Genomic DNA, 19,199 nt, shown 5'->3' with positions numbered 1-19,199 from the left:
ACGAACCCCCACCCCGGAACCCACAGGTCACAGCTGTGCACCACAAGTTACCGACCGGTAATGTCCTAACTCAGGACCGGGGCCACGGGTGACACCGGTGCGACCGGCGCGACCGGCGCCACGGGTGACACCGGCGCGACTGGCGCGACTGGGGCGACCGGAGCGGTCGTGACTGTCTGACCGGCCCGTAAGACCCGCCCGGCCTGCAAGGCCGGGCGGGTCTTACCTCGATTTTTCACGGTGATGGGTGAGTTCGGGGTGTCGTGAACGCGAAAAGTGCGCTCGCACTGGGACAATGGGGTTTGTCAACGAATCCAGAGTCCATAGGACGGGCGCACTTCTCAGATTCTGACTACTACTGACTGGTCCAAGGTCCTGGACATCGAGGTCCGCGGCGATGATGTCGTCTCCCACACCGGGACGGTGATCACCCGGATGCTGGCCGACCGCACCGGTTTGACCGGCGAACTCTCCGATGCCCTGGCCCGCCCGGATGTGATCCACGACCGCGGGCGGGTGCTGGCCGACCTGTCGTTGGCGATGGCTGATGGCGCGACCTCGATCAGCGACATCGGCGTTCTCGGTGACCAGCAGCGGATCTTCGGGCCCGGTGGCGTCGACCTCGACGGCGTGGCGGACCCTGGGCGAGATCGACGCTCAGGCGATCACGAGGATCACCGCGGCCCGTTCGGACCCGCACGAAGGTGTGGTTGCGCATCGAGGCCCGGCATGGTTCGATTCCGCCGATTGCCACCTGCTACGGCGACATCGACGGTGTGATCGGCATCCGCATCGACGCCACCCTGGTCAACTCCTACAGCGACAAGCAGCACGCGGCCGGCAATTTCAAGGGCGACCAAGGCTTTCACCCGCTCACAGCGTGGTGTGACAACACCGGCGAATGCTTGGCGATCATCGCCCGGCCCGGCAACGCCGGGTCGAACACGGCCGCCGACCACATCGCGATCATCGACGCCGCGGTCGCCGCGCTGCCCGCCAAGCACCGACGCAACCTGTTGATCACCATCGACGGCGCCGACTCCAGCCACAAGGTGTCGCCATCGCCTGCGACCTGCTGTGCTGGATGAGGCTGCTGATGCTCGACGGCGCCCTCGCTGTCGCCGAACCGCAGACCCTGCGCTACCGGCTGCTCCATGTCGGTGCCCGAATCATCAAACGATCCCGCAAGACTATCCTGCGGATCTCCGAAAAACATGGCCGTGGACAACCAAACTCGAAACAGCATTCCACCGCGTCGCAGCCATCCCATCACAGCGGGCCACCAATCCCGATCAACCCAGGAAGGAGCTGAGCAGCACCGGGCAGTGGAACCCGGCGTCACCGCACGACACGCGGCGCCGCCGACTACCGCCGTCCCGGAAACCGGGACCAACTCACCCGATCGCCGCTACCGACAGCCCAACCCCCACCCCCGTGAAAAATCGAGGTCTGCACCGCAGTCGCGCCCGAGATGGTCTTCACCGTGCGGATATAGGCCACCACCGCACCCTACGAACCCGGTCCTAGTGCACAAATCAACACCAGCACCAACACAAACCCACAGATCACAGCCCTACGGATCGACTGGGGCGGCCAAAGTGATAAAAGTCAGGTCACACGCCGCAGTTCCCGATCGCCACTACGGCGGCTTAGCCGAGGCAGCCGAATCCCTTGGATAACCGCAGAATTCGCGTCACCGGGCCCGGCAAAGCCACGATGGTTTCCGTTTAATGCGATATCGTCGCCTAATGACTGATACGTCTACCACTGAGGGCGCCCCTGCGAGCAGCCATAGCAAACCTTCTCCTACGTGGAAGTCGCCACGCTCGATCGCGATCGCGGCCCTGGTTATCGCCGTAATCGCTACAGCCGTAGCCATCGCGGCGTGGCTACACCCTGGGGTGTCGCGCTCTTTCAGCGACAAGCAATCCGCTCAGGCTAAGACGATTGTTTGCTCTGCTTGGGCGCCCATCCGCAAATCAGTTTGGAACGGCACTCCCAACCCGCGTCCGGACGACCCGGTCGCTCAGCTTTCGGTGGCCGCAAACGTCCGGTTGGCCATGTTAGGGGGCGGTTCATACTTGAAAGAAACGCTAGCTGCGGAACCCGCGACTCCACCCGATCTGGCGAAAGCCGTCGCTTCGGTGGCCAATACGCTTCAACTGATGGGTGTCAACTACCTCGCAATGACCGCAAGCCCTGCCGTTATAGACCCGTTGCACCACGATCTTGATACTGAAGGTGTCGAAATCGGCAGGCTGTGCAAATAAACTATCGCGCTTCGGCGCCCTGACCGGCCGTAAACCCTTTCCGCGGGCATTTAATGAATTGTCCTGCCGCATATTCTGTGATGAAGTGCGTGATGTCCCGTGACGCACGCAAAATGTCGCGTGAGACTGGCGTGTGACACCACGGCGCCGAATTAGTGGGCAAAATCCCCGCTACATTCACACTCGATGCCCAATCAGAACGTGCTCGTAGGCCGCACCCGATTGGCCATGTCGACCAGCTTGTAGCGGTGCGCCTGGGTAGGCGCGATCCGGGCCAGCCCCCGCAGTGACGCCTCGACACCGAGCCGCAGCCCGTGTTCGGTGAACGGGAAGCCAAGGATGTGGTTGGTGCTGGCCTCTCGGTCGCCGAGCCAGTCCAATGCGCTACCCAACACCAGCGCGCGGATCTGCAACACCCGCGGCTCGGTGGGCGGCAGCGCCTCCACCCGTCGCGCGGCGTCGCGGATCTGGTCTTCGGTGATCTCGCTGACCGACCGGCCGGACAGCAGCGTCACCGCACTGGTCAACCGCGCGGTGGTGAAATACCGTGACGTGGCCGGGACTTCGTCGAGGGTGCGTACCGCCCCGTCCCGATCTCCCTCGACCGACTGAGCCCTGGCCAGCCCGAAGGCCGCCGAGATCACCCCGTCGTCGGTCTTCCACACCGCCTCGTAGTACTTGTGTTCGTCTGAGCTGCCGGCCAATTCGGCCGTCGCCGCGAGTGCCATCTTCGGCGCCAGCTCTCCAGGAAAGGTGTCCAGCACCTCGCTGAAATGCTTGCTCGCGGAATCGTAGTCGCCGGTGAGCAATTCGGAGACCCCGCGATACCACACCAGTCGCCAGCGCCAGCCGACCCGCTCGGCCAGGTCGTCGAGCTTGCGGGTGGCCTTGGCGACGTCGCCGAGGTCGAGCAGCGCCCGCACCTCCATCAGCGGCAGCTCGACGGAATCCGACAGGTCGATGTCCTCGGAATCCATCGCACCGTGCCGGAATGCGCGCAACGAATCCAGCGTCTGCACCGGCTGCGACAACACGGTCGCCTGCAACAGCGGCGCGGCGACATCGGCGGGGTCGACCAACGGCACCTGCAGCGCGGTGACAATCTCCTTGGCGGTCAGCTTCTCGGCGTGCACGTGACCATCCAGGTACACGTCGGTGTGCGCGACCAACAGCGCTTCGCCGAATGTCGCACGGCTACGCGAGAAGATGGTCGACAGGCTAGGCCGTCGCACACCGGTGTCCCGCGCAACCACCTCGCGCAGCACACCGGTGAGCTGACTGGACATCTCCTCAGCGCTGGCGAATCGCCGACTCGGGTCCGGATCGATTGCGCGGCGTAACAATCGGCCGAAAGAGTTGTATTGGGCCAGCACCGGATCGTCTTCGGGGAGGCCGTCGACGTAGCGACCACCGCGGGCCCGCAGCTTCAGCGTCAGCGCCGCCAGCGTGCGCCCTACCGTGTAAATGTCGCTGGCCACTGTCGGGCCGGTCCGCACGATCTCGGGTGCCTGATAACCCGGTGTGCCGTAGAGGTAGCCGAACGAATTGATCCGCGACACCGCGCCGAGGTCGATCAGTTTCAACTGCTCCTCGGTGAGCATGATGTTTTCCGGCTTGAGGTCGTTGTAGACCAGGCCGATCGAGTGCAAATAGCTCAGGGCCGGAAGGATTTCCAGCACGTAGGCGATCGCCTCGGCGACCGGAAGATTGCCGCCCTTGCGACGCTTGAGCGATTGCCCACCGACGTACTCCATGACGATGTACCCGACCGGTTCACCGTGCTGGTCGGCGTGTTCGACGAAGTTGAAAATCTGCACGATCGAGGGGTGCACCACCTCGGCGAGGAATCGCCGCTCGGCCATCGCGATCGCCTGCGCTTCGGCATCACCCGAATGCACCAGGCCTTTGAGCACCACTGGGCGGTCGTTGACGTTGCGGTCCAGTGCCAGGTACACCCAGCCCAGTCCACCGTGCGCAATGCAACCCTTGATCTCGTACTGGCCGGCCACCACGGCGCCGGGGTTGAGTTGCGGCAGGAACGAATATGGACTGCCGCAATACGGGCAATTACCCTCGAATTGCGCCTTCTTGCCTTTGCTCGATCGACCCACCGGCCGTCCACAGTTCCAGCAGTACCGCTTCGACTCCGGCACAACCGGATTGGGCATCAACGCTTCGAGCGGATCGATGTCGGGCACCCGCGGGATCTCGACCAGTCCACCGCCGAGCCGCCGAACCGGAGCCCGGGTGGCCGACATCGTCCGGTCCGTCGGCGCGGTATCGCCGATATGTATCAGGAAATCGTGGTCGTCATCATCGTCGAAGTCGGGCCGAAAGATCGCCTGGGTGGCCATCGGCCGGCTCTGTGCCGACGAGTCCACCATGAAGTCGGCGGGCTGGGTACCCGCACCGATGTCGTCCGCGTCCTGGCTGTCGGGTTCCACCGGCTGCTCGGCCATCAGTCGACGTACTTCGGAGTGGGCGGCGCCGGTGCGGGGCCGAGCACCGTCAACCACTTGCGGTACAACGTATTCCACGTCCCGTCGCGACGAATCCGCTCCAGCGTGCCGTTGATGAACCGCACCAGCCCGGTGTTGTCCAACTGGACCCCGATGCCGTAGGGCTGGGTGTCCATGTTAGGCCCGACGATGTGCAGATAGGGGTCTTGGGACACCAACCCGGCCAGGATCGAGTCGTCGGTGCTGATCGCGTCGACCTGCCGCTGCTGCAACGTCACCAGACAGTCGGCCCAGTTCACCACCTCGACGACGATGGCCGGCGGGGCGATCTCGCGGATCCGCTGCAGCGACGTGGTGCCCTTGGCCACGCAGACCCGCTTCCCGGACAAATCGGCCGGCTTCGTGATCGGGGAGTCGCGTGAAGCCAGAATGCGTTGCGCGGCATCGAGATACACCGTGGAGAAGTTGATTAGCTTGCGCCGTGCGCAGGTGATGGTCATCGTCTTGACGACGACGTCGACCTCGCCCCTCTGCAGCGCGGTGATTCGCTCGGCGGACGACAGAATTCGGTACTCCACCTGCGCCGGATTTCCGAAGATGTCGCGCGTCACCTCGCCCGCGATATCGACGTCGAAGCCGACGATGTCACCGGTGATCGGATCGCGGAAGCTGAACAGGTTGCTGCCGATGTCCAGGCCCACGATCAGCCTGCCGCGGGCGCGGATGTTGGCCACCGCGGCGTCGGCGTCGGCCCGGTTGTCGAACGGCCGCAGGCTCGCCGTGGGATCGCAGTTCTCGGCGGTCGTGTCCGGCGGCAGCGGCGGCTGCGGAGGCATCTGCTGCATCCCGGCCGGAGTCGGCGGCGGCAGCGTCGGCGCGGGTGCGACCACCATCGAACCCGACGCGCCGCAGCCGGCCAGTAAGATCGCCAGCGCGGCGGCGCACAGCATCCGGGGCGGCCTGCGCCTCATCGGTATTCCATCAACCGTGGCCACAGCCCGAGAGCGACGGCGATGGCCGCGCCCAAGCTGAGCACGATGCCGCCGACCGTGGCGCCGGACAAACCGGCGCGCGCGTTGATAATGTCGTCGCGCAATTCATGGCGACTCTGCTCCATCGCTTTGACCAACGCGCGATCGAGTTTGTCGAAGGCGGGCGTGGAGTCGTCCTCGCCGCTACCCAGCGCCACCGCAGTGGCGGCGCGATAGTCACCGACCGAGATGTAGGAGTTGATCCGGTCGTCGGCTCGGCGCCACTGGTTCAGCAGCTTGTCAGCGCCCTGTAAATCGCTCTTGTCGACGGCGTCGCGACGAGCGAGATATCCGTCGAGTTGTCTGTGCATGGCATCGATGCGTTCGTAGAAGGACTGTTTCCGGACCTCTTCGTCCCCGCGCCGAATCAGGGACAAGGTCTCGTCGGCACGTGCCTGCTGCGCACTGATGGACAGATTCGTGATCGTCCTCAGTGACTCTGCCGCCGTGTTTTTGGCGCTGCGGCTGCCGCTAGTGGAGATCGCGAGCGCGGTTCCCACCCATACCACCATAACCAGAATTGCCAGCGCACCGGCGACAAGACCGGGGTTGATCCGCCGCTTGGTGCGCCGGGCCAGCCAGCGGTGGGCGAACGCACCGAATATCGCCGTCGTCGTCACTACCAGGATCACCGGGGCGGGGATTTGCGTGGATGCGGTGGTTTCGGTGTCCACCCGCTCCGCGGTCTGGCTGTACAGCTGTGCGGCTTCCGGCAGGATCGTGGACTGCATCAGCGTGGACGCCTCGGAAAGGTACGACGAACCCACCGGGTCGCCGGCCCGGTTGTTGGTCCGCGCGATCTCGATCAACCCGGTGTAGACCGCCAGTTCGGCGTTGACCCGGCCGAGCAACTGCACCAGCGGTTCGTCGGTCAGACCGCTCGATGCCCGGGTCACCGCCACCGCCGCGTCGGTGATGGCCTGCTCGTAGCGCTCGCGGACGGTCTGCGGTTCGGCTTGCGCGATGAACGCGGTCGCGGCGGCGGCGTCGGCCACCGACAGCGTGGTGTAGAGCCGCCCGGCCGCGAATGCCAGTGGTTCGGTGTGGCGGAGCACGGTGGTCAGCGTCTGCTGGCGCTGGTTGATCGTGGTGGAGGTGGCGAACGCGGTGAGCCCGCCGAGGATGGCCAGCACCAGTCCGATGGACAGGATGCGGCCTGGCGTCGTCGCCACGAACCACCAGCGGTTGTGCGCCGGTTCGATCGGCGACCGCGAACCCAGCGGCTCAGTCGACGGGTGCGCCAACTCAACGGTCACGTCTGTTCGGGCCTCATCTTCTCGGGCGTGCGTGTCACGAACTGTATTAAGTGAAGTCTAAGAGTTTTTCCTTCGGATGCGGGGACCTGCCTACTCAGATTTCCCGACTCGTTACCGCTCCGCGACACAGGCCGCGCCATTCATGCGTGCTTACCATGAACGCGTGCGCGGCGACGGTGACGGATGGGTGGTGAGTGACACCGGCAGCCCACATTGGGGGCGATTCGGCGCGGCCGGTCTGTTGCTTCGAGCGCCGCGACCCGACGGTTCACCAGCGGTGTTGCTGCAGCACCGCGCGCCGTGGAGCCATCAGGGCGGCACCTGGGGTCTGCCGGGCGGCGCCCGCGACAGCCACGAGAGCGCCGAAGAGGCCGCCGTCCGGGAAGCGCACGAAGAAGCCGGCCTGGTCAGCACGTTGGTGTCGGTGCGGGCCAGCGTGATCACCGCCGTCGCGAGTGGCACCGATTGGACGTACACCACCGTCGTCGCCGACGCGCCCGAACAGCTGCAGACCGTGGCCAACGTCGAAAGCGCCGAGATGCGCTGGGTAGGCGAGGACCAGGTCGACCAGTTGCCGCTACACCCCGGGTTCGCGGCCAGCTGGCGACGACTGCGGACGGCTCCCGAGGTGTTGCCGCTGGGCCACGACGATCAATTGCGGGACAGTCTGCCACGCACGGTAGAGATCGGGCAGGGCGTCTTCGTGTGGTGCACGGCAGGCCATCCCGACCAGCAACCGTCGCAGTTGAGTTCCCGGCTCAGTTCGCTGCTGCAAGTGCCGAACTGAGCTGCGCGGCCGCGTCCCGCGGATCCTGCGCACCGGTGATGGCGCGGACGACGACGATCCGCCGTGCCCCCGCGTCCAACACCTCCGGCAGCCGCGCGGCGTCGATGCCACCGATGGCGAACCACGGCTTGTCGCCGGCCAGTTCGGCGGCGGAGCGCACCAGCGACAGCCCAGCCGCCGGGCGTCCGGGTTTGGTCGGTGTCGGCCAGCACGGTCCGACGCAGAAGTAGTCGACGGCCTCGGCGACCGCGGCGGCCACTTGTGCGGCATCGTGGGTCGACCGGCCGATCACCGGGTCGGGCCCGATGATGTCGCGCGCCACGGTCAGCGGCAGATCGTCTTGGCCCAGGTGCAGCACGTCGGCTCCAGCGGCGCGGGCGATGTCTGCGCGGTCGTTGACGGCCAGCAGGGCGCCATGCCGGCGCGCGGCGTCGGCGAGCACCTCCAGCGCGTCCAGCTCGTCGCGTGCCGGCAGTGGACCCAGCTGCTGCTCGCCGGCCGAACCCTTGTCGCGCAGCTGGATGATGTCGACCCCGCCGGCCAGCGCGGCGTCGGCGAATTCGGCCAGGTCGCCGCGGTCACGACGGGCATCGGTGCAGAGGTAGAGCCGGGCGCTGGCGAGCCTCGAGGTGGATTGGTGCACACCGCGACGCTAACGACTACCGTGGTGACTCGACACGGGAGTCCCAGGGTGGGGCGACGACGCGGGCCGTGCGGCCCGAGCAGAAGCTCAGCAATTCGCGCAAGCCGGGGTCTGAGAGTGGGCTCGCCGGCCCTTACCGTCACACCTGATCCGGATCATGCCGGCGAAGGGAGCGAAGATGCCACCGGACTCGGGATCGCTGGCCGTCATCGGCGGCGGCGTCATCGGGCTGTCGGTGGCACGCCGCGCGGCCCAAGCCGGTTGGTCGGTGCGGGTGCACCGCTCCGGGCAGCCCGGCGCGTCCTGGGTGGCCGCCGGAATGCTGGCCCCGCACAGCGAAGGCTGGCCGGGCGAGGAGCGACTGCTGCAGCTGGGCCTGGAATCATTGCGACTGTGGCGGGGCGGATTCACCGACGGTCTGCCCGCCCGGGTGATCACCGCGCGCGAGTCGTTGGTGGTCGCCGTCGACCGCGCCGACGTCGCCGATCTGCGCAGGGTCGCGCATTGGCTGTCCGCGCAAGGGCATCCGGTGATCTGGGAGTCGTCGGTTCGCGACGTGGAACCGATGCTGGCGCAAGGCATTCGGCATGGCTTTCGGGCTCCGACCGAGCTGGCGGTCGACAATCGCGCCCTACTGGATGCGCTATCGGCGGCATGCGAACAGTTGGGTGTCGAGTGGGCCGAACCGGTGACCGACCTGGATTCTGTGCGGGCTGATGCGGTCGTGATCGCCAACGGGATCGACGCCCCGTCGTTGTGGCCGGGTCTACAGGTTCGGCCGGTCAAAGGCGAGGTGTTGAGATTGCGCTGGCGTAAAGGGTGTATGCCGTTGCCGCAACGGGTAATCCGGGCCCGCGTGCATGGACGTCAGGTATATGTGGTGCCGCGCGCCGACGGGGTGGTGGTCGGGGCCACCCAGTACGAGCACGGCCGCGACACCGCGCCCACGGTGTCCGGCGTGCGTGACCTGCTCGACGACGCGTGCACGGTGATGCCGGCGCTGGGCGAATACGAGTTCGCCGAGTGCGTCGCCGGCCTGCGCCCGATGACGCCGGACAACCTGCCGCTGGTGGGGCGCCTGGACGCGCGGACGTTGGTCGCCGCGGGGCACGGCCGCTCGGGTTTCCTGCTGGCACCGTGGACGGCTGAACAGATTGTGTCCGAACTCATTCCGGTAGGAGTGCACACATGCTGATCCGTATCAACGCCGAACCGGTCGAGGTCGACGACCAGATGACCGTCGCGAACCTGCTGCAGTCGCTGGGCTATCCCGATCGCGGCGTTGCGGTGGCCGTCGACCAGTCCGTTTTGCCGCGATCACGTTGGGCTACAACGCTTTCCGACGGGTCAAACATCGAGATCGTGACGGCGGTGCAGGGTGGCTGATGCAAAACTGACCATCGCCGGCCGCAGCTTCGCCTCGCGGCTGATCATGGGCACCGGGGGAGCGGCCAACCTGGCCGTCCTCGAAGAAGCCCTGATCGCATCCGGGACCGAATTGACCACCGTCGCGATGCGCCGAGTCGACGCCGAGGGCGGCACCGGCATGCTCGATCTGCTGAGCCGACTGGGCATTACGCCGCTGCCCAACACCGCGGGCTGCCGTAGCGCAGCCGAAGCGGTTCTCACCGCGCAACTCGCCCGCGAGGCGCTCGGGACGGAATGGGTCAAGCTGGAAGTGATCGCCGACGAGCGTACGCTGCTGCCCGATGCCGTCGAATTGATCCGGGCCGCAGAGCAATTGGTCGACGACGGTTTTGTCGTGCTGCCGTACACCAACGACGACCCGGTGCTGGCCAAGCGGTTGGAAGACACCGGATGCGTGGCGGTCATGCCACTCGGCTCGCCGATCGGCACCGGACTTGGAATCGCCAACCCGCACAACATCGAGATGATCGTCGCCCAAGCCGGCGTTCCCGTCGTGCTCGATGCGGGTATCGGCACCGCCAGCGATGCCGCGCTCGCGATGGAATTGGGCTGCGACGCAGTGCTGCTGGCGACCGCCGTGACCCGCGCCGCCGACCCGCCCGCGATGGCCGCCGCGATGGCCGCCGCTGTCACCGCGGGATACCTGGCCCGGCGCGCCGGGCGCATCCCGAAGCGGTTCTGGGCGCAGGCGTCCAGCCCGTCGGGCAATTGAGCCCCCGCATATGACCGCGCGCTATGTGGCGCTGGGCAGTTCGATGGCGGCCGGGCCCGGCATCAAGCCGTCCGCGCCGGGAGCGCCGTTCGGATCGGGCCGCTCGGCGCGCAACTACGCCCATCTGGTCGCCGAGCAGCTGCGCCTCGATCTGGCCGACGTCACTTTCTCCGGCGCCACGACCGCCAACCTGCTGACCGAACGTCAGCGCAGCGCCCCGCCCCAGATCGAGGCGCTGGACGGCTCCGAGACATTCGTGACGATCACCATCGGCGGCAACGACGTCGGCTACGTGCCGCTGTTGATGGGCGCTGCGTTGCCGGCGCTGCTTCGGAAACTGCCGTCGATCCGTGAGCTCCTCGATCGCGGCGCTCGCGAACAAGCGCTGCACGGGGTCGGTGACGCGCTGAGCGCCGTCGGAACCGCGGTGCGCCGGCGGGCCCCGCGGGCCCGGGTGATGTTCGTCGACTACCTCACGCTGTTGCCCCCGTCCGGGGTTGCGGCCCCGCCGCTGTCGACCGCGCAGGCCGACCTGGGTCGATTCGTCGCGGAGCGACTGGAGGAAGCCACCGCGGCGGCCGCGCAGTCCACCGGATGCGAGGTGGTGCGCGCCGGGCAGGCCAGCCGCGAGCACCACGCCTGGTCGCCGGAGCCCTGGACGGTGGGTGCGGGCTGGCCGTTGCCCTGGCGCCCGGCGCCATTTCATCCCAACGCTGCAGGTATGCGCGCTGCTGCCGACCTGATCCTGCGGCAGATCAACGGAGTCTGATTAGGTTTTCGGCGCCTGGGTACATCAACGTAACGTCCATGCAGAGAACACTGCCGGGGGATTTGTCCGTCGACATGACAGTGAAAGCACACGTGTACAGTCGCGGATTCGATCATTGCGCGCTCCTTTACGAATCAGAGCGCGAATACGTCGAAGTGTTGGTGCACTTCATCCAAGACGGGCTCAGCCAACGGCAGCCCGTCATGCTCGCGGTCCCAGGGAACAAACTGCCCGCACTGCGCGGCGCCCTGGGAGGTGCTGCGGACCAGGTGACCATGGCCGACATCACCGATTTGGGCCGCAATCCCGGGCGACTCATCGCGGGCCAGCATGCATTCATCGATGCGCACCCAGAAAAGCACGTGCGTGTCATCGCCGAGCCGGCGTGGGCGGGCCGGACAGAGTGGGAATACCTCGCCTGCCTGCAGCATGAGGCGCTCACCAACATCGCGTTCTCGGGTTTGCAGGTCACGGGTTTGTGCCCATACGACGCATCGGGTTTGGACCCGAGCGTGTTGGCACACGTCGGCCTCACCCATCCGCAGGTCTGGCAGGGCGGGTCGCGTCGACCTTGCCCGGAATACGCCGTCGACACCGCCCTGGACAAGTGCAACCAGCCGCTGGCGACCCACCCGGCCGCGGTCACCTACACCGTCGAGCACGCGCTGGATTTGGCCGACGCCCGCCGATGCGCGGAACGTTACGGGCGACTGGTCGGAATGACCGCGGACCGGATCGCCGACCTTGTGTTGGTGACCACCGAACTGGCCACCAACAGCCTCGACCATGCCGGTGGACCGTGCCGCCTGGCGTTCTGGTTCGAGAGCGGGTTCGTGGTCTGCGAGGCCCGCGACACGGGCCGCTGGGCGAACCCGCTCGCCGGCCGCCAGCGGCCGGCCGGAGGTGGCATCGGGCCCTATGGGCTGTTCGTCGTCAACGCGATCGCCGACCTGATGCGCACCCACGCGACGTCTGCCGGTACCACGATCCACGCGTGTCTGCTGCGCCACGACCCCGCAGAACAGGCCGAGTGCGTCTAACCTGGGGCGCGATGGCTATCAAAACAACACCGATACTTGTCGCGGTCGCGACTCTGATGCTGGGCGGATGCGCGTCCTCGGGCACCGCCAATTCGCTCAGGCAGACCTCGGGCCCAGATTTCGCCGCCGCCCTGCGCGGGCGGGTCAGCACCGACGCGATGATGGGCCACCTGACGAAGCTGCAGGACATCGCCAACGCCAACAACAACACTCGCGCGGTCGGCACACCGGGCTACGACGCCAGCGTCGACTACGTCGTGGGCAAGTTGCGGGACAAGGGTTTCGACGTCCAGACCATGCCGTTCGATGCGCACGTTTTCCACGCCGACCCCGGCGATGTGACCGTCGGTGGCAAGAAGTTCGACGCGCGGGCGCTGGAGTACAGCGTCGGCGCCCCAGCGGAAGGGGTGACCGGTCCGCTGGTCGCCTTCCCGGCCGACGGCAGCCCGGGCTGTGCGGCCGCCGACTACGACCACCTTCCGGCCAACGGCGCCGTCGTGCTGGTGGATCGTGGCACCTGCCCGTTCGCGCAGAAGGCGGGCGCCGCGGCGCAGCGGGGCGCATTGGCGATGGTCGTCGCGGACAACGTTGTCGAGGAGCACATCGCCGGCACCCTGGGCGAGGCCAACGACGTCAAGATCCCGGTCGTCGGGGTCTCCAAATCCGATGGGGCGCTGCTCCGCTCGAGTGTCGGGCCGGCGACGGTGCACCTGTCCGCGGACACCAAGACCATCTCGGCCCGCAACGTGGTGGCGCAGACCAAGACCGGCTCGACCAGCAACGTGGTGATGGCCGGAGCGCACCTCGACAGCGTCCCGGAAGGGCCCGGCATCAACGACAATGGGTCCGGCGTGGCCGCGGTGCTCGAGACCGCGCTGCAACTGGGGCCGTCGCCGGGCATCCACAACGCGGTGCGGTTCGGCTTCTGGGGCGCCGAGGAACTCGGCCTGATCGGGTCGCACAAGTACGTGGATTCACTGGATGTCAACGCACTCAAGGACATTGCGCTTTATCTGAACTTCGACATGCTCGCGTCGCCGAACCCGGGCTACTTCACTTATGACGGCGACCAGTCGCTGCCGGCAGACAAGCGGGGCAGCCCGGTGGTGCCGGAGGGCTCCGCCGGCATCGAGCGGGAGCTGGCCGCCTACCTCAATTCCGCCGGCAAGACCCCGCAGGACACGTCGTTCGACGGCCGATCCGACTACGACGGCTTCACCCAGGCCGGGATCCCGGCCGGCGGGCTGTTCTCCGGCGCCGAGAACAAGAAGTCGGCCGAGCAGGCCAAACTCTGGGGTGGCACCGCGGACCAGCCGTTCGACCCGAACTATCACCAGAGCACCGACACGTTGGAGCACATCGACCGTGCCGAGTTGGGTGTCAATGGCGGCGGGGTTGCCTATGTGACAGGCTTTTACGCTCAGGACCTGTCCGGCCGCAACGGCGTTCCGGTCCGCGAGGATCGGACCCGCCACCGGCTCACCACGAAGTGAGCCGGCGATTCGGCCTACCCGGCGGTGCTCAATGCAGCGACAGTGCTCAGCTGATCGCGTAGTCGCTCAGCGGAAAATTCGACGCCTCTTCGATCGCTGTCGAGGTGGCCATCGGGCGCAGCAGCGAGGGTTCCCCGCTGGGGTCGAAGTAGTAGGACCGTGACGTGGCGCAGTCCCCGATAATCCACACCGAGTCGCCCAGCAGTTCGGTCATCCGGTCGCGGTAGGCGGCGTTGGCCTCTTCGGTCACCTCGAAGGTGTCCGCACCCCGGCGCTTAAGCTCGGTGAAAAGCCGGTCCATCAACCGCATCTGATACTCCATGGTGTTGAAGAAGTTCAGACCGAGAAAGGCGAACGGACTGGCCAGGCTCAGGTAGTTCGGGAAGTAGGGCATCGACACGCCCTGGTATGCCTGAAAACGCGTGTCGCGCCACCACTTTCCGAGGTTGCGCCCGTCGCGGCCGATCACCTCGATGGCCGGGAAGTTGGCTTCCCACAGGTCGAATCCGGTGGCTAGCACCAGCGTGTCGATGTGCGTCTTCGACCCGTCGGCGTTGACGATGCCGTCGGCCTCGACGCGTTCGATGCCGTCAGCCTGCAGGTGCACGTGCGGTTTGGCGAAGCTGCGAAAGTACGTGTTGGAGAACGTCGGCCGCTTACATCCGAGGTCGTAGTCGGGGGTGAGCTTGCGGCGCAATTCCTTGTCGCGAATCGCCACGAACTGGTTGATCTTGCAGATGTCCATCGCGGAGATCTGGAACCGCACGAACATTGGAACTCGGCGCCGCACCAGGACGGTGAGCATGAACTCGTAGATGGTGTCGGTGATCGTTCGGATCACCCGCTGCGTCCACGGGAAGCGTGCGAACAGCCATTTGGCGCGATCGGAGAACCGCGGGTCCACCTTCGGCGCCACCCAGATCGGGGTGCGCTGATAGACGGTGAGATCGGCAGCCTTCTCGGCGAGTTTGGGGATCAGCTGCACCGCGGTGGCGCCGGTCCCGATGATCCCGACCCGGCGGCCGGTGGGGTCGTAATCATCGTCCCACTCGGTGGTGTGGATGACCTTGCCCTCGAAGTTGGCGATCCCCGGGATGTCGGGGGTCTTCGGCTGAGACAAGAACCCGGTGGCGGTGATCAGGTAACGCGCCGACAGCACGTCACCGCCGGACAGCGCTACCTGCCAATGCCGGATCTCCTCGTCCCAGCGCGCGCTTTCCACGACGGTGTTGAACCGCATGTGCCGGCGCACGTCGTACTTGTCGGCCACTCTCGCGGCGTACTGCTTGATCTCCGGTCCCGGGGTGAACAGCCGCGACCAATTCGGGTTCGGCTCGAAGAAGTACGAGTACGTGGTGGTGGGGACATCGACGGCCAGGCCCGGGTAGTGGTTGACGTGCCAGGTTCCGCCGAGGTCGTCCTCGCGGTCGAGGATGACGAAGTCGTCGATACCCATGCGCTTGAGCTGGATGGCCGCGCCGATACCGCCGAAGCCGGCCCCGACGATGAGGGCCTCGAATCGCTCCGAAGTCATGGCGCAATAATATACGGGGTACTCTCGGTACCGATGGACCCCTCGGCGCGGCACGCCGGGCTCGGCTTTCGTCGTCGAGCGCGGGCCGACCAGAGCGGTGAGCTAATGGCCGAGCAGGTCAAGCGCTGCCGCGACTGCCAATCCGGGCACGTCGAGCGTCTTCGAACCGAGGTCGTGCCGTGCGCCGGCGATCTCGACGATCTGGGTCGGCGCGGCAATTAACGCGGCGGCATCGCGCACCTCGTCCGGCGAGCCGAACGGGTCCGAGGTGCCGTGGGTGAACACCGTCGGCACGGCGATGTCGGGCAGATGTTCGGTGCGGGCGCGCTCGGGATTGCCGGGTGGATGCACCGGGTAGGAGAACAGCGTCAGCACGTCGACGTTCGCCTCCTTGGCGGCCACCACCATCGAGGTCATCCGGCCGCCGTAGGAATGGCCCCCGGCGATCAGCGGACCGTCGGCCAGGTCGCGACAGAGCGTGACGGCCTCGATGATTCCGGCGCGGTCGGTGGTCCCCGAACCCGACGGCGGACCTTTGGGCCGTCGCCGCCGGAACGGCAGGTCGTAGCGCACGGCCAGCCAGCCGCGCCGGGCCCACTCATCGCAAAGGCGTTGCAGCAGTAGCGATTCCCGATTGCCGCCGGCACCGTGCGTCAGCGCCACCACGCCGGCCGGCGTGCCGACGGGTTCATGGGCGACGCCCGCGATCTGCTCGACACCCAAGGTCACGGTTGCAGCCTGAACAGCGGCGACACCGGGCCGTGGCCGTGCCCCAGCGGGTAGGAGGCCCGGAGCGCCTCGGTCACCCAGCTTTTGGCGAATGCGACGGCGTCGAGCAGGGTGTGGCCGTGCGCCAACGCGCACGCCGTTGCCGCCGCCAGGGTGTCGCCGGCGCCATGGTCGTGAACGGTGTTCACCCGCGGCGAGCAGAACTCGTGGAAGTCGTTGCCGTCGAACAACACGTCGGTGCTGCCGGCCGACCCGGGCAAGTGTCCGCCCTTGACCATCGCCCATTGCGGGCCGAGCGCATGTAACGCGCGGGCCGCCTCGGCCTGCGTCACCGAATCGACGACGTCGATGTCCACCAGCAGTCGCACCTCGTGCAGGTTGGGCGTCACCAGCGTGGCAAGCGGAAACAGTTCGCTGCGAAGCGCATTCAGCGCCGAACCGTCGAGCAGCTGATCGCCGTGCATCGACGCGCACACCGGATCGACGACCAAGGGCACGCCCGCGCCGTGCGCACGCCAACTCTGCGCGATAGCCTCGATGATCTCGGCTGTCGCCAGCATCCCGGTCTTGGCGGCGTGGCACCCGATGTCGTCGCTCACGGCCCCGATCTGCGCCGCGACCACCTCGGCCGGGATCGGGTGAAAGTCCTTGACGCCCAAGGTGTTCTGCACAGTCACCGCCGTCACCGCGCACAGCGTGTGGACGCCCAGCAGGGTGCAGGTGCGGATGTCGGCCTGCATGCCGGCGCCACCGCCGGAATCGGACCCGGCGATGGTCAGCACCCGCGCTGGCGTCGCACCCGGCGGTGCCAGCGGCAGGTAACTCACTGCTGGGCGAGCGGCAGATACACCCGGTTGCCGTGCTCGGCGAACTCGGCCGACTTCTCCGCCATGCCAGCAGCCAGCATCGCCTCGATGTCCTTTTCAGTTTCCAGTCCGTGCTTGGCCGCGTAGTCCCGGACGTCCTGCGTGATGCGCATCGAGCAGAACTTCGGGCCGCACATCGAGCAGAAGTGCGCGGTCTTGGCGGGCTCGGCCGGCAGCGTCTCGTCGTGGTACTCCCGTGCGGTGTCGGGGTCGAGCGAGAGCGCGAACTGGTCGTGCCAGCGGAACTCGAAACGCGCCTGCGACAACGCATTGTCGCGTTGCTGCGCATGCGGATGACCCTTGGCCAGGTCGCCGGCGTGCGCGGCGATCTTGTAGGCGATCACCCCGTCCTTGACGTCCTTGCGGTCCGGCAGACCCAGGTGCTCCTTGGGTGTGACGTAGCACAGCATCGCGGTGCCGGCCTGGGCGATGATCGCCGCGCCGATCGCGGAGGTGATGTGGTCGTAGGCCGGTGCGATGTCGGTGGTCAGCGGCCCCAGCGTGTAGAACGGGGCCTCCTCGCACAGTTCCTCTTCCAGCCGCACGTTTTCGACGATCTTGTGCATCGGGACGTGGCCCGGGCCCTCGATCATCACCTGCGCGCCATGGGCTTTCGCGATCTTAGTGAGTTCGCCCAGCGTGCGCAGCTCGGCGAACTGGGCGGCGTCGTTGGCGTCGGCGATTGAGCCGGGCCGCAGACCGTCGCCGAGGGAGAACGTCACGTCGTACTGGGCGAAGATATCGCACAGCTCGGCAAAGTTGGTGTACAGGAACGATTCCCGGTGATGAGCCAGGCACCAGGCCGCCATGATCGAACCGCCGCGCGACACGATGCCCGTCACCCTCTTGGCGGTCAGCGGCACATACCGCAGCAACACCCCGGCGTGCACGGTCATGTAGTCGACACCCTGCTCGCACTGTTCGATCACGGTGTCGCGGTACAGTTCCCAGGTCAGCTCGGTCGGATCGCCGTTGACCTTCTCCAGCGCCTGATAGATCGGCACCGTGCCGACCGGCACCGGCGAGTTGCGCATGATCCACTCGCGGGTGGCGTGAATGTCGCGGCCGGTGGACAAGTCCATGATGGTGTCGGCGCCCCACCGGGTGGCCCACACCATCTTGTCGACCTCTTCGGCGATCGACGACGTCACCGCCGAGTTGCCGATGTTGGCATTGACCTTGACCGCGAACGCCTTGCCGATGATCATCGGCTCGCTCTCGGGGTGGTTGTAATTGGCCGGGATCACCGCGCGCCCCAGCGCCACCTCGTCGCGAACCAGTTCGGCGGGCATCTGCTCGCGCGCCGCGATGAACGCCATCTCAGCGGTGATCTCACCGGCGCGCGCCCGCTGCAGCTGAGTGCCGCGATCGCGAACCACGCCCGGACGAGCCGGCAGGCCCGCATGAACGTCGATCACCGCGTCGGGGTCGGTGTAAGGGCCCGACGTGTCGTAGAGGTCGAGGTGTTCGCCGTTGGACAGATTCACCCGCCGAAACGGCACCTGGAGATGGTGGCCATCGGGGCGTTGAATGCTGCGATAGGTCTTGCTGCTGCCGGCGATGGCGCCGGTGGTCACGGTCGGTTCAACTACCAAGTCAGTCACTTTTTCTCTCCCTACGTCGGCATTACCCGGTCAGGTTCGTACGGTCGACGGCCCCGAGCCGTCCTCTCAGCGCACCGGGCGTGCGCTCCCGCGTTTGTATTTTCGGTTGGGTTACCCACGCTAGCGCAGTCGAAGCGTCGGGCGGGCCCACATGCTGAGGTTCTGACCAGATCGGTGGGCCAGCGGCGTTATCGGGTACACGCCTCAGGGGAGATCGATTCCAGCACCGCGGGCGAACTCCGGTCAGGTGGCTCACGCGCTGCAGCAGGCCGCAGCCTACGAGTCCCGAGTGCTCATCGTCGACCTGCAGGCTCCACAAACCTTTTGGCATGCGAGCTTGCGGCGGTACTGCACACAATGTACATTTACTCACGGGTAATATTCTTACCGGAGCCGAACATCTCGGCTAGAAGTCGTTTGCGGGTGCCACGATCTCGGAGAGTCGTCTTCTACCCGGGTGGCTGAACGATCCAGCGGGTCGTATTGACTCCGAGGGGGAACAATGACCGAAGAAGCGATCCGCACGGTGGACAGCTTTTCGGAAAGCGGCTCTACCGTCCTGATCTTGATTGACAACG

18 protein-coding genes and 2 riboswitches are annotated in these 19,199 nt (G+C 66.6%); of the genes, 10 read left to right on the top strand and 8 right to left on the bottom strand.

The window, feature by feature from the left end:
• Window positions 1–423 precede the first annotated feature (423 nt).
• The 3 genes from ABDV69_RS16835 (at window position 424) to ABDV69_RS16825 (ending at window position 2,270) form a co-directional block, all read left to right on the top strand.
• Complete coding sequence (locus ABDV69_RS16835) at window positions 424–780, top strand: hypothetical protein (RefSeq protein ID WP_343576432.1); 357 nt, start codon at window positions 424–426, stop codon at window positions 778–780.
• A complete protein-coding gene (locus ABDV69_RS16830; protein WP_343576429.1) occupies window positions 711–1,088 on the top strand; it encodes a transposase in 378 nt (125 codons plus the stop codon). The genes ABDV69_RS16835 and ABDV69_RS16830 overlap by 70 nt, the downstream gene beginning before the upstream one ends.
• 660 nt (window positions 1,089–1,748) lie before the next feature.
• A complete protein-coding gene (locus ABDV69_RS16825) occupies window positions 1,749–2,270 on the top strand; it encodes a hypothetical protein (RefSeq protein WP_343576426.1) in 522 nt (173 codons plus the stop codon).
• Between the two features lie 194 nt (window positions 2,271–2,464).
• Here the strand turns inward: ABDV69_RS16825 and ABDV69_RS16820 are convergent, their stop codons facing one another.
• The 3 genes from ABDV69_RS16820 to glnX are packed head-to-tail and all read right to left on the bottom strand — an operon-like array spanning window position 2,465 to window position 7,016.
• The gene (locus ABDV69_RS16820; protein ID WP_343576425.1) at window positions 2,465–4,729 is read right to left on the bottom strand and encodes a serine/threonine-protein kinase PknG; all 2,265 of its coding nucleotides are present in this window, start codon (window positions 4,727–4,729) and stop codon (window positions 2,465–2,467) included.
• Window positions 4,729–5,700, bottom strand: a complete 972-nt coding sequence (locus tag ABDV69_RS16815) for a glutamate ABC transporter substrate-binding protein (protein WP_343576423.1) — start codon at window positions 5,698–5,700, stop codon at window positions 4,729–4,731. Before ABDV69_RS16815 ends, ABDV69_RS16820 begins: the two co-directional genes overlap by 1 nt.
• Window positions 5,697–7,016, bottom strand: coding sequence for a protein kinase G-activating protein GlnX (gene glnX / locus ABDV69_RS16810; protein WP_343576421.1), 1,320 nt, complete (start codon window positions 7,014–7,016; stop codon window positions 5,697–5,699). Before glnX ends, ABDV69_RS16815 begins: the two co-directional genes overlap by 4 nt.
• 163 nt (window positions 7,017–7,179) lie before the next feature.
• Here glnX and ABDV69_RS16805 point away from each other — a divergent pair, with 163 nt between their 5' ends.
• Window positions 7,180–7,803 carry an NUDIX hydrolase gene (locus tag ABDV69_RS16805; protein ID WP_343576420.1) on the top strand — a complete coding sequence of 208 codons (624 nt, stop codon included), beginning with the start codon at window positions 7,180–7,182 and terminating at the stop codon, window positions 7,801–7,803.
• Here the strand turns inward: ABDV69_RS16805 and thiE are convergent.
• Complete coding sequence (gene thiE, locus ABDV69_RS16800; RefSeq protein ID WP_343576418.1) at window positions 7,775–8,446, bottom strand: thiamine phosphate synthase; 672 nt, start codon at window positions 8,444–8,446, stop codon at window positions 7,775–7,777. The genes ABDV69_RS16805 and thiE overlap by 29 nt on opposite strands.
• 24 nt (window positions 8,447–8,470) lie before the next feature.
• A riboswitch (TPP riboswitch) is annotated at window positions 8,471–8,634 on the top strand.
• Between thiE and thiO the strand changes: the two genes are divergently transcribed.
• From thiO to ABDV69_RS16770, 6 genes are all read left to right on the top strand, one after another.
• Window positions 8,625–9,641 carry a glycine oxidase ThiO gene (thiO, locus tag ABDV69_RS16795; protein ID WP_343576415.1) on the top strand — a complete coding sequence of 339 codons (1,017 nt, stop codon included), beginning with the start codon at window positions 8,625–8,627 and terminating at the stop codon, window positions 9,639–9,641. Its footprint overlaps the riboswitch before it by 10 nt.
• On the top strand, window positions 9,635–9,832 hold the full coding sequence (thiS, locus tag ABDV69_RS16790; RefSeq protein WP_343576412.1) for a sulfur carrier protein ThiS: 198 nt from the start codon (window positions 9,635–9,637) through the stop codon (window positions 9,830–9,832). Before thiO ends, thiS begins: the two co-directional genes overlap by 7 nt.
• Window positions 9,825–10,586 (top strand): thiazole synthase, encoded by a 762-nt coding sequence (locus ABDV69_RS16785; protein WP_343576410.1) that lies wholly within the window; start codon window positions 9,825–9,827, stop codon window positions 10,584–10,586. Before thiS ends, ABDV69_RS16785 begins: the two co-directional genes overlap by 8 nt.
• Window positions 10,587–10,596: 10 nt before the next feature.
• Window positions 10,597–11,355 carry an SGNH/GDSL hydrolase family protein gene (locus tag ABDV69_RS16780; protein ID WP_343576409.1) on the top strand — a complete coding sequence of 253 codons (759 nt, stop codon included), beginning with the start codon at window positions 10,597–10,599 and terminating at the stop codon, window positions 11,353–11,355.
• 38 nt (window positions 11,356–11,393) lie between these two features.
• Window positions 11,394–12,395: an anti-sigma factor RsbA family regulatory protein gene (locus tag ABDV69_RS16775; protein WP_343576408.1), complete on the top strand. Its 1,002-nt coding sequence runs from the start codon at window positions 11,394–11,396 to the stop codon at window positions 12,393–12,395.
• An 11-nt stretch (window positions 12,396–12,406) separates the two neighbouring features.
• Entirely contained in the window at window positions 12,407–13,888 is a 1,482-nt protein-coding gene (locus ABDV69_RS16770; protein ID WP_343576406.1) for a M28 family metallopeptidase, read from the top strand.
• 46 nt (window positions 13,889–13,934) lie between these two features.
• On the opposite strand, the gene ABDV69_RS16765 is transcribed toward ABDV69_RS16770, so the two are convergent.
• From ABDV69_RS16765 to thiC, 4 genes are all read right to left on the bottom strand, one after another.
• A complete protein-coding gene (locus ABDV69_RS16765) occupies window positions 13,935–15,422 on the bottom strand; it encodes an NAD(P)/FAD-dependent oxidoreductase (RefSeq protein WP_343576404.1) in 1,488 nt (495 codons plus the stop codon).
• Window positions 15,423–15,524: 102 nt separating this feature from the next.
• Window positions 15,525–16,145 (bottom strand): alpha/beta family hydrolase, encoded by a 621-nt coding sequence (locus ABDV69_RS16760; RefSeq protein WP_343576434.1) that lies wholly within the window; start codon window positions 16,143–16,145, stop codon window positions 15,525–15,527.
• A 2-nt stretch (window positions 16,146–16,147) separates the two neighbouring features.
• Window positions 16,148–16,978, bottom strand: a complete 831-nt coding sequence (gene thiD, locus ABDV69_RS16755; protein WP_343576403.1) for a bifunctional hydroxymethylpyrimidine kinase/phosphomethylpyrimidine kinase — start codon at window positions 16,976–16,978, stop codon at window positions 16,148–16,150.
• Window positions 16,975–18,621, bottom strand: a complete 1,647-nt coding sequence (gene thiC, locus ABDV69_RS16750; protein WP_343576401.1) for a phosphomethylpyrimidine synthase ThiC — start codon at window positions 18,619–18,621, stop codon at window positions 16,975–16,977. The genes thiD and thiC overlap by 4 nt, the downstream gene beginning before the upstream one ends.
• Window positions 18,615–18,723, bottom strand: a riboswitch (TPP riboswitch). It overlaps the preceding gene by 7 nt.
• Window positions 18,724–19,199 lie beyond the last annotated feature (476 nt).

This window comes from Mycobacterium sp., from assembly GCF_039583785.1.
Lineage (GTDB): Bacteria > Actinomycetota > Actinomycetes > Mycobacteriales > Mycobacteriaceae > Mycobacterium.
Note: the sequence above shows the minus strand (reverse complement) of the source record. Positions and strands in the feature narration are given on the sequence as shown.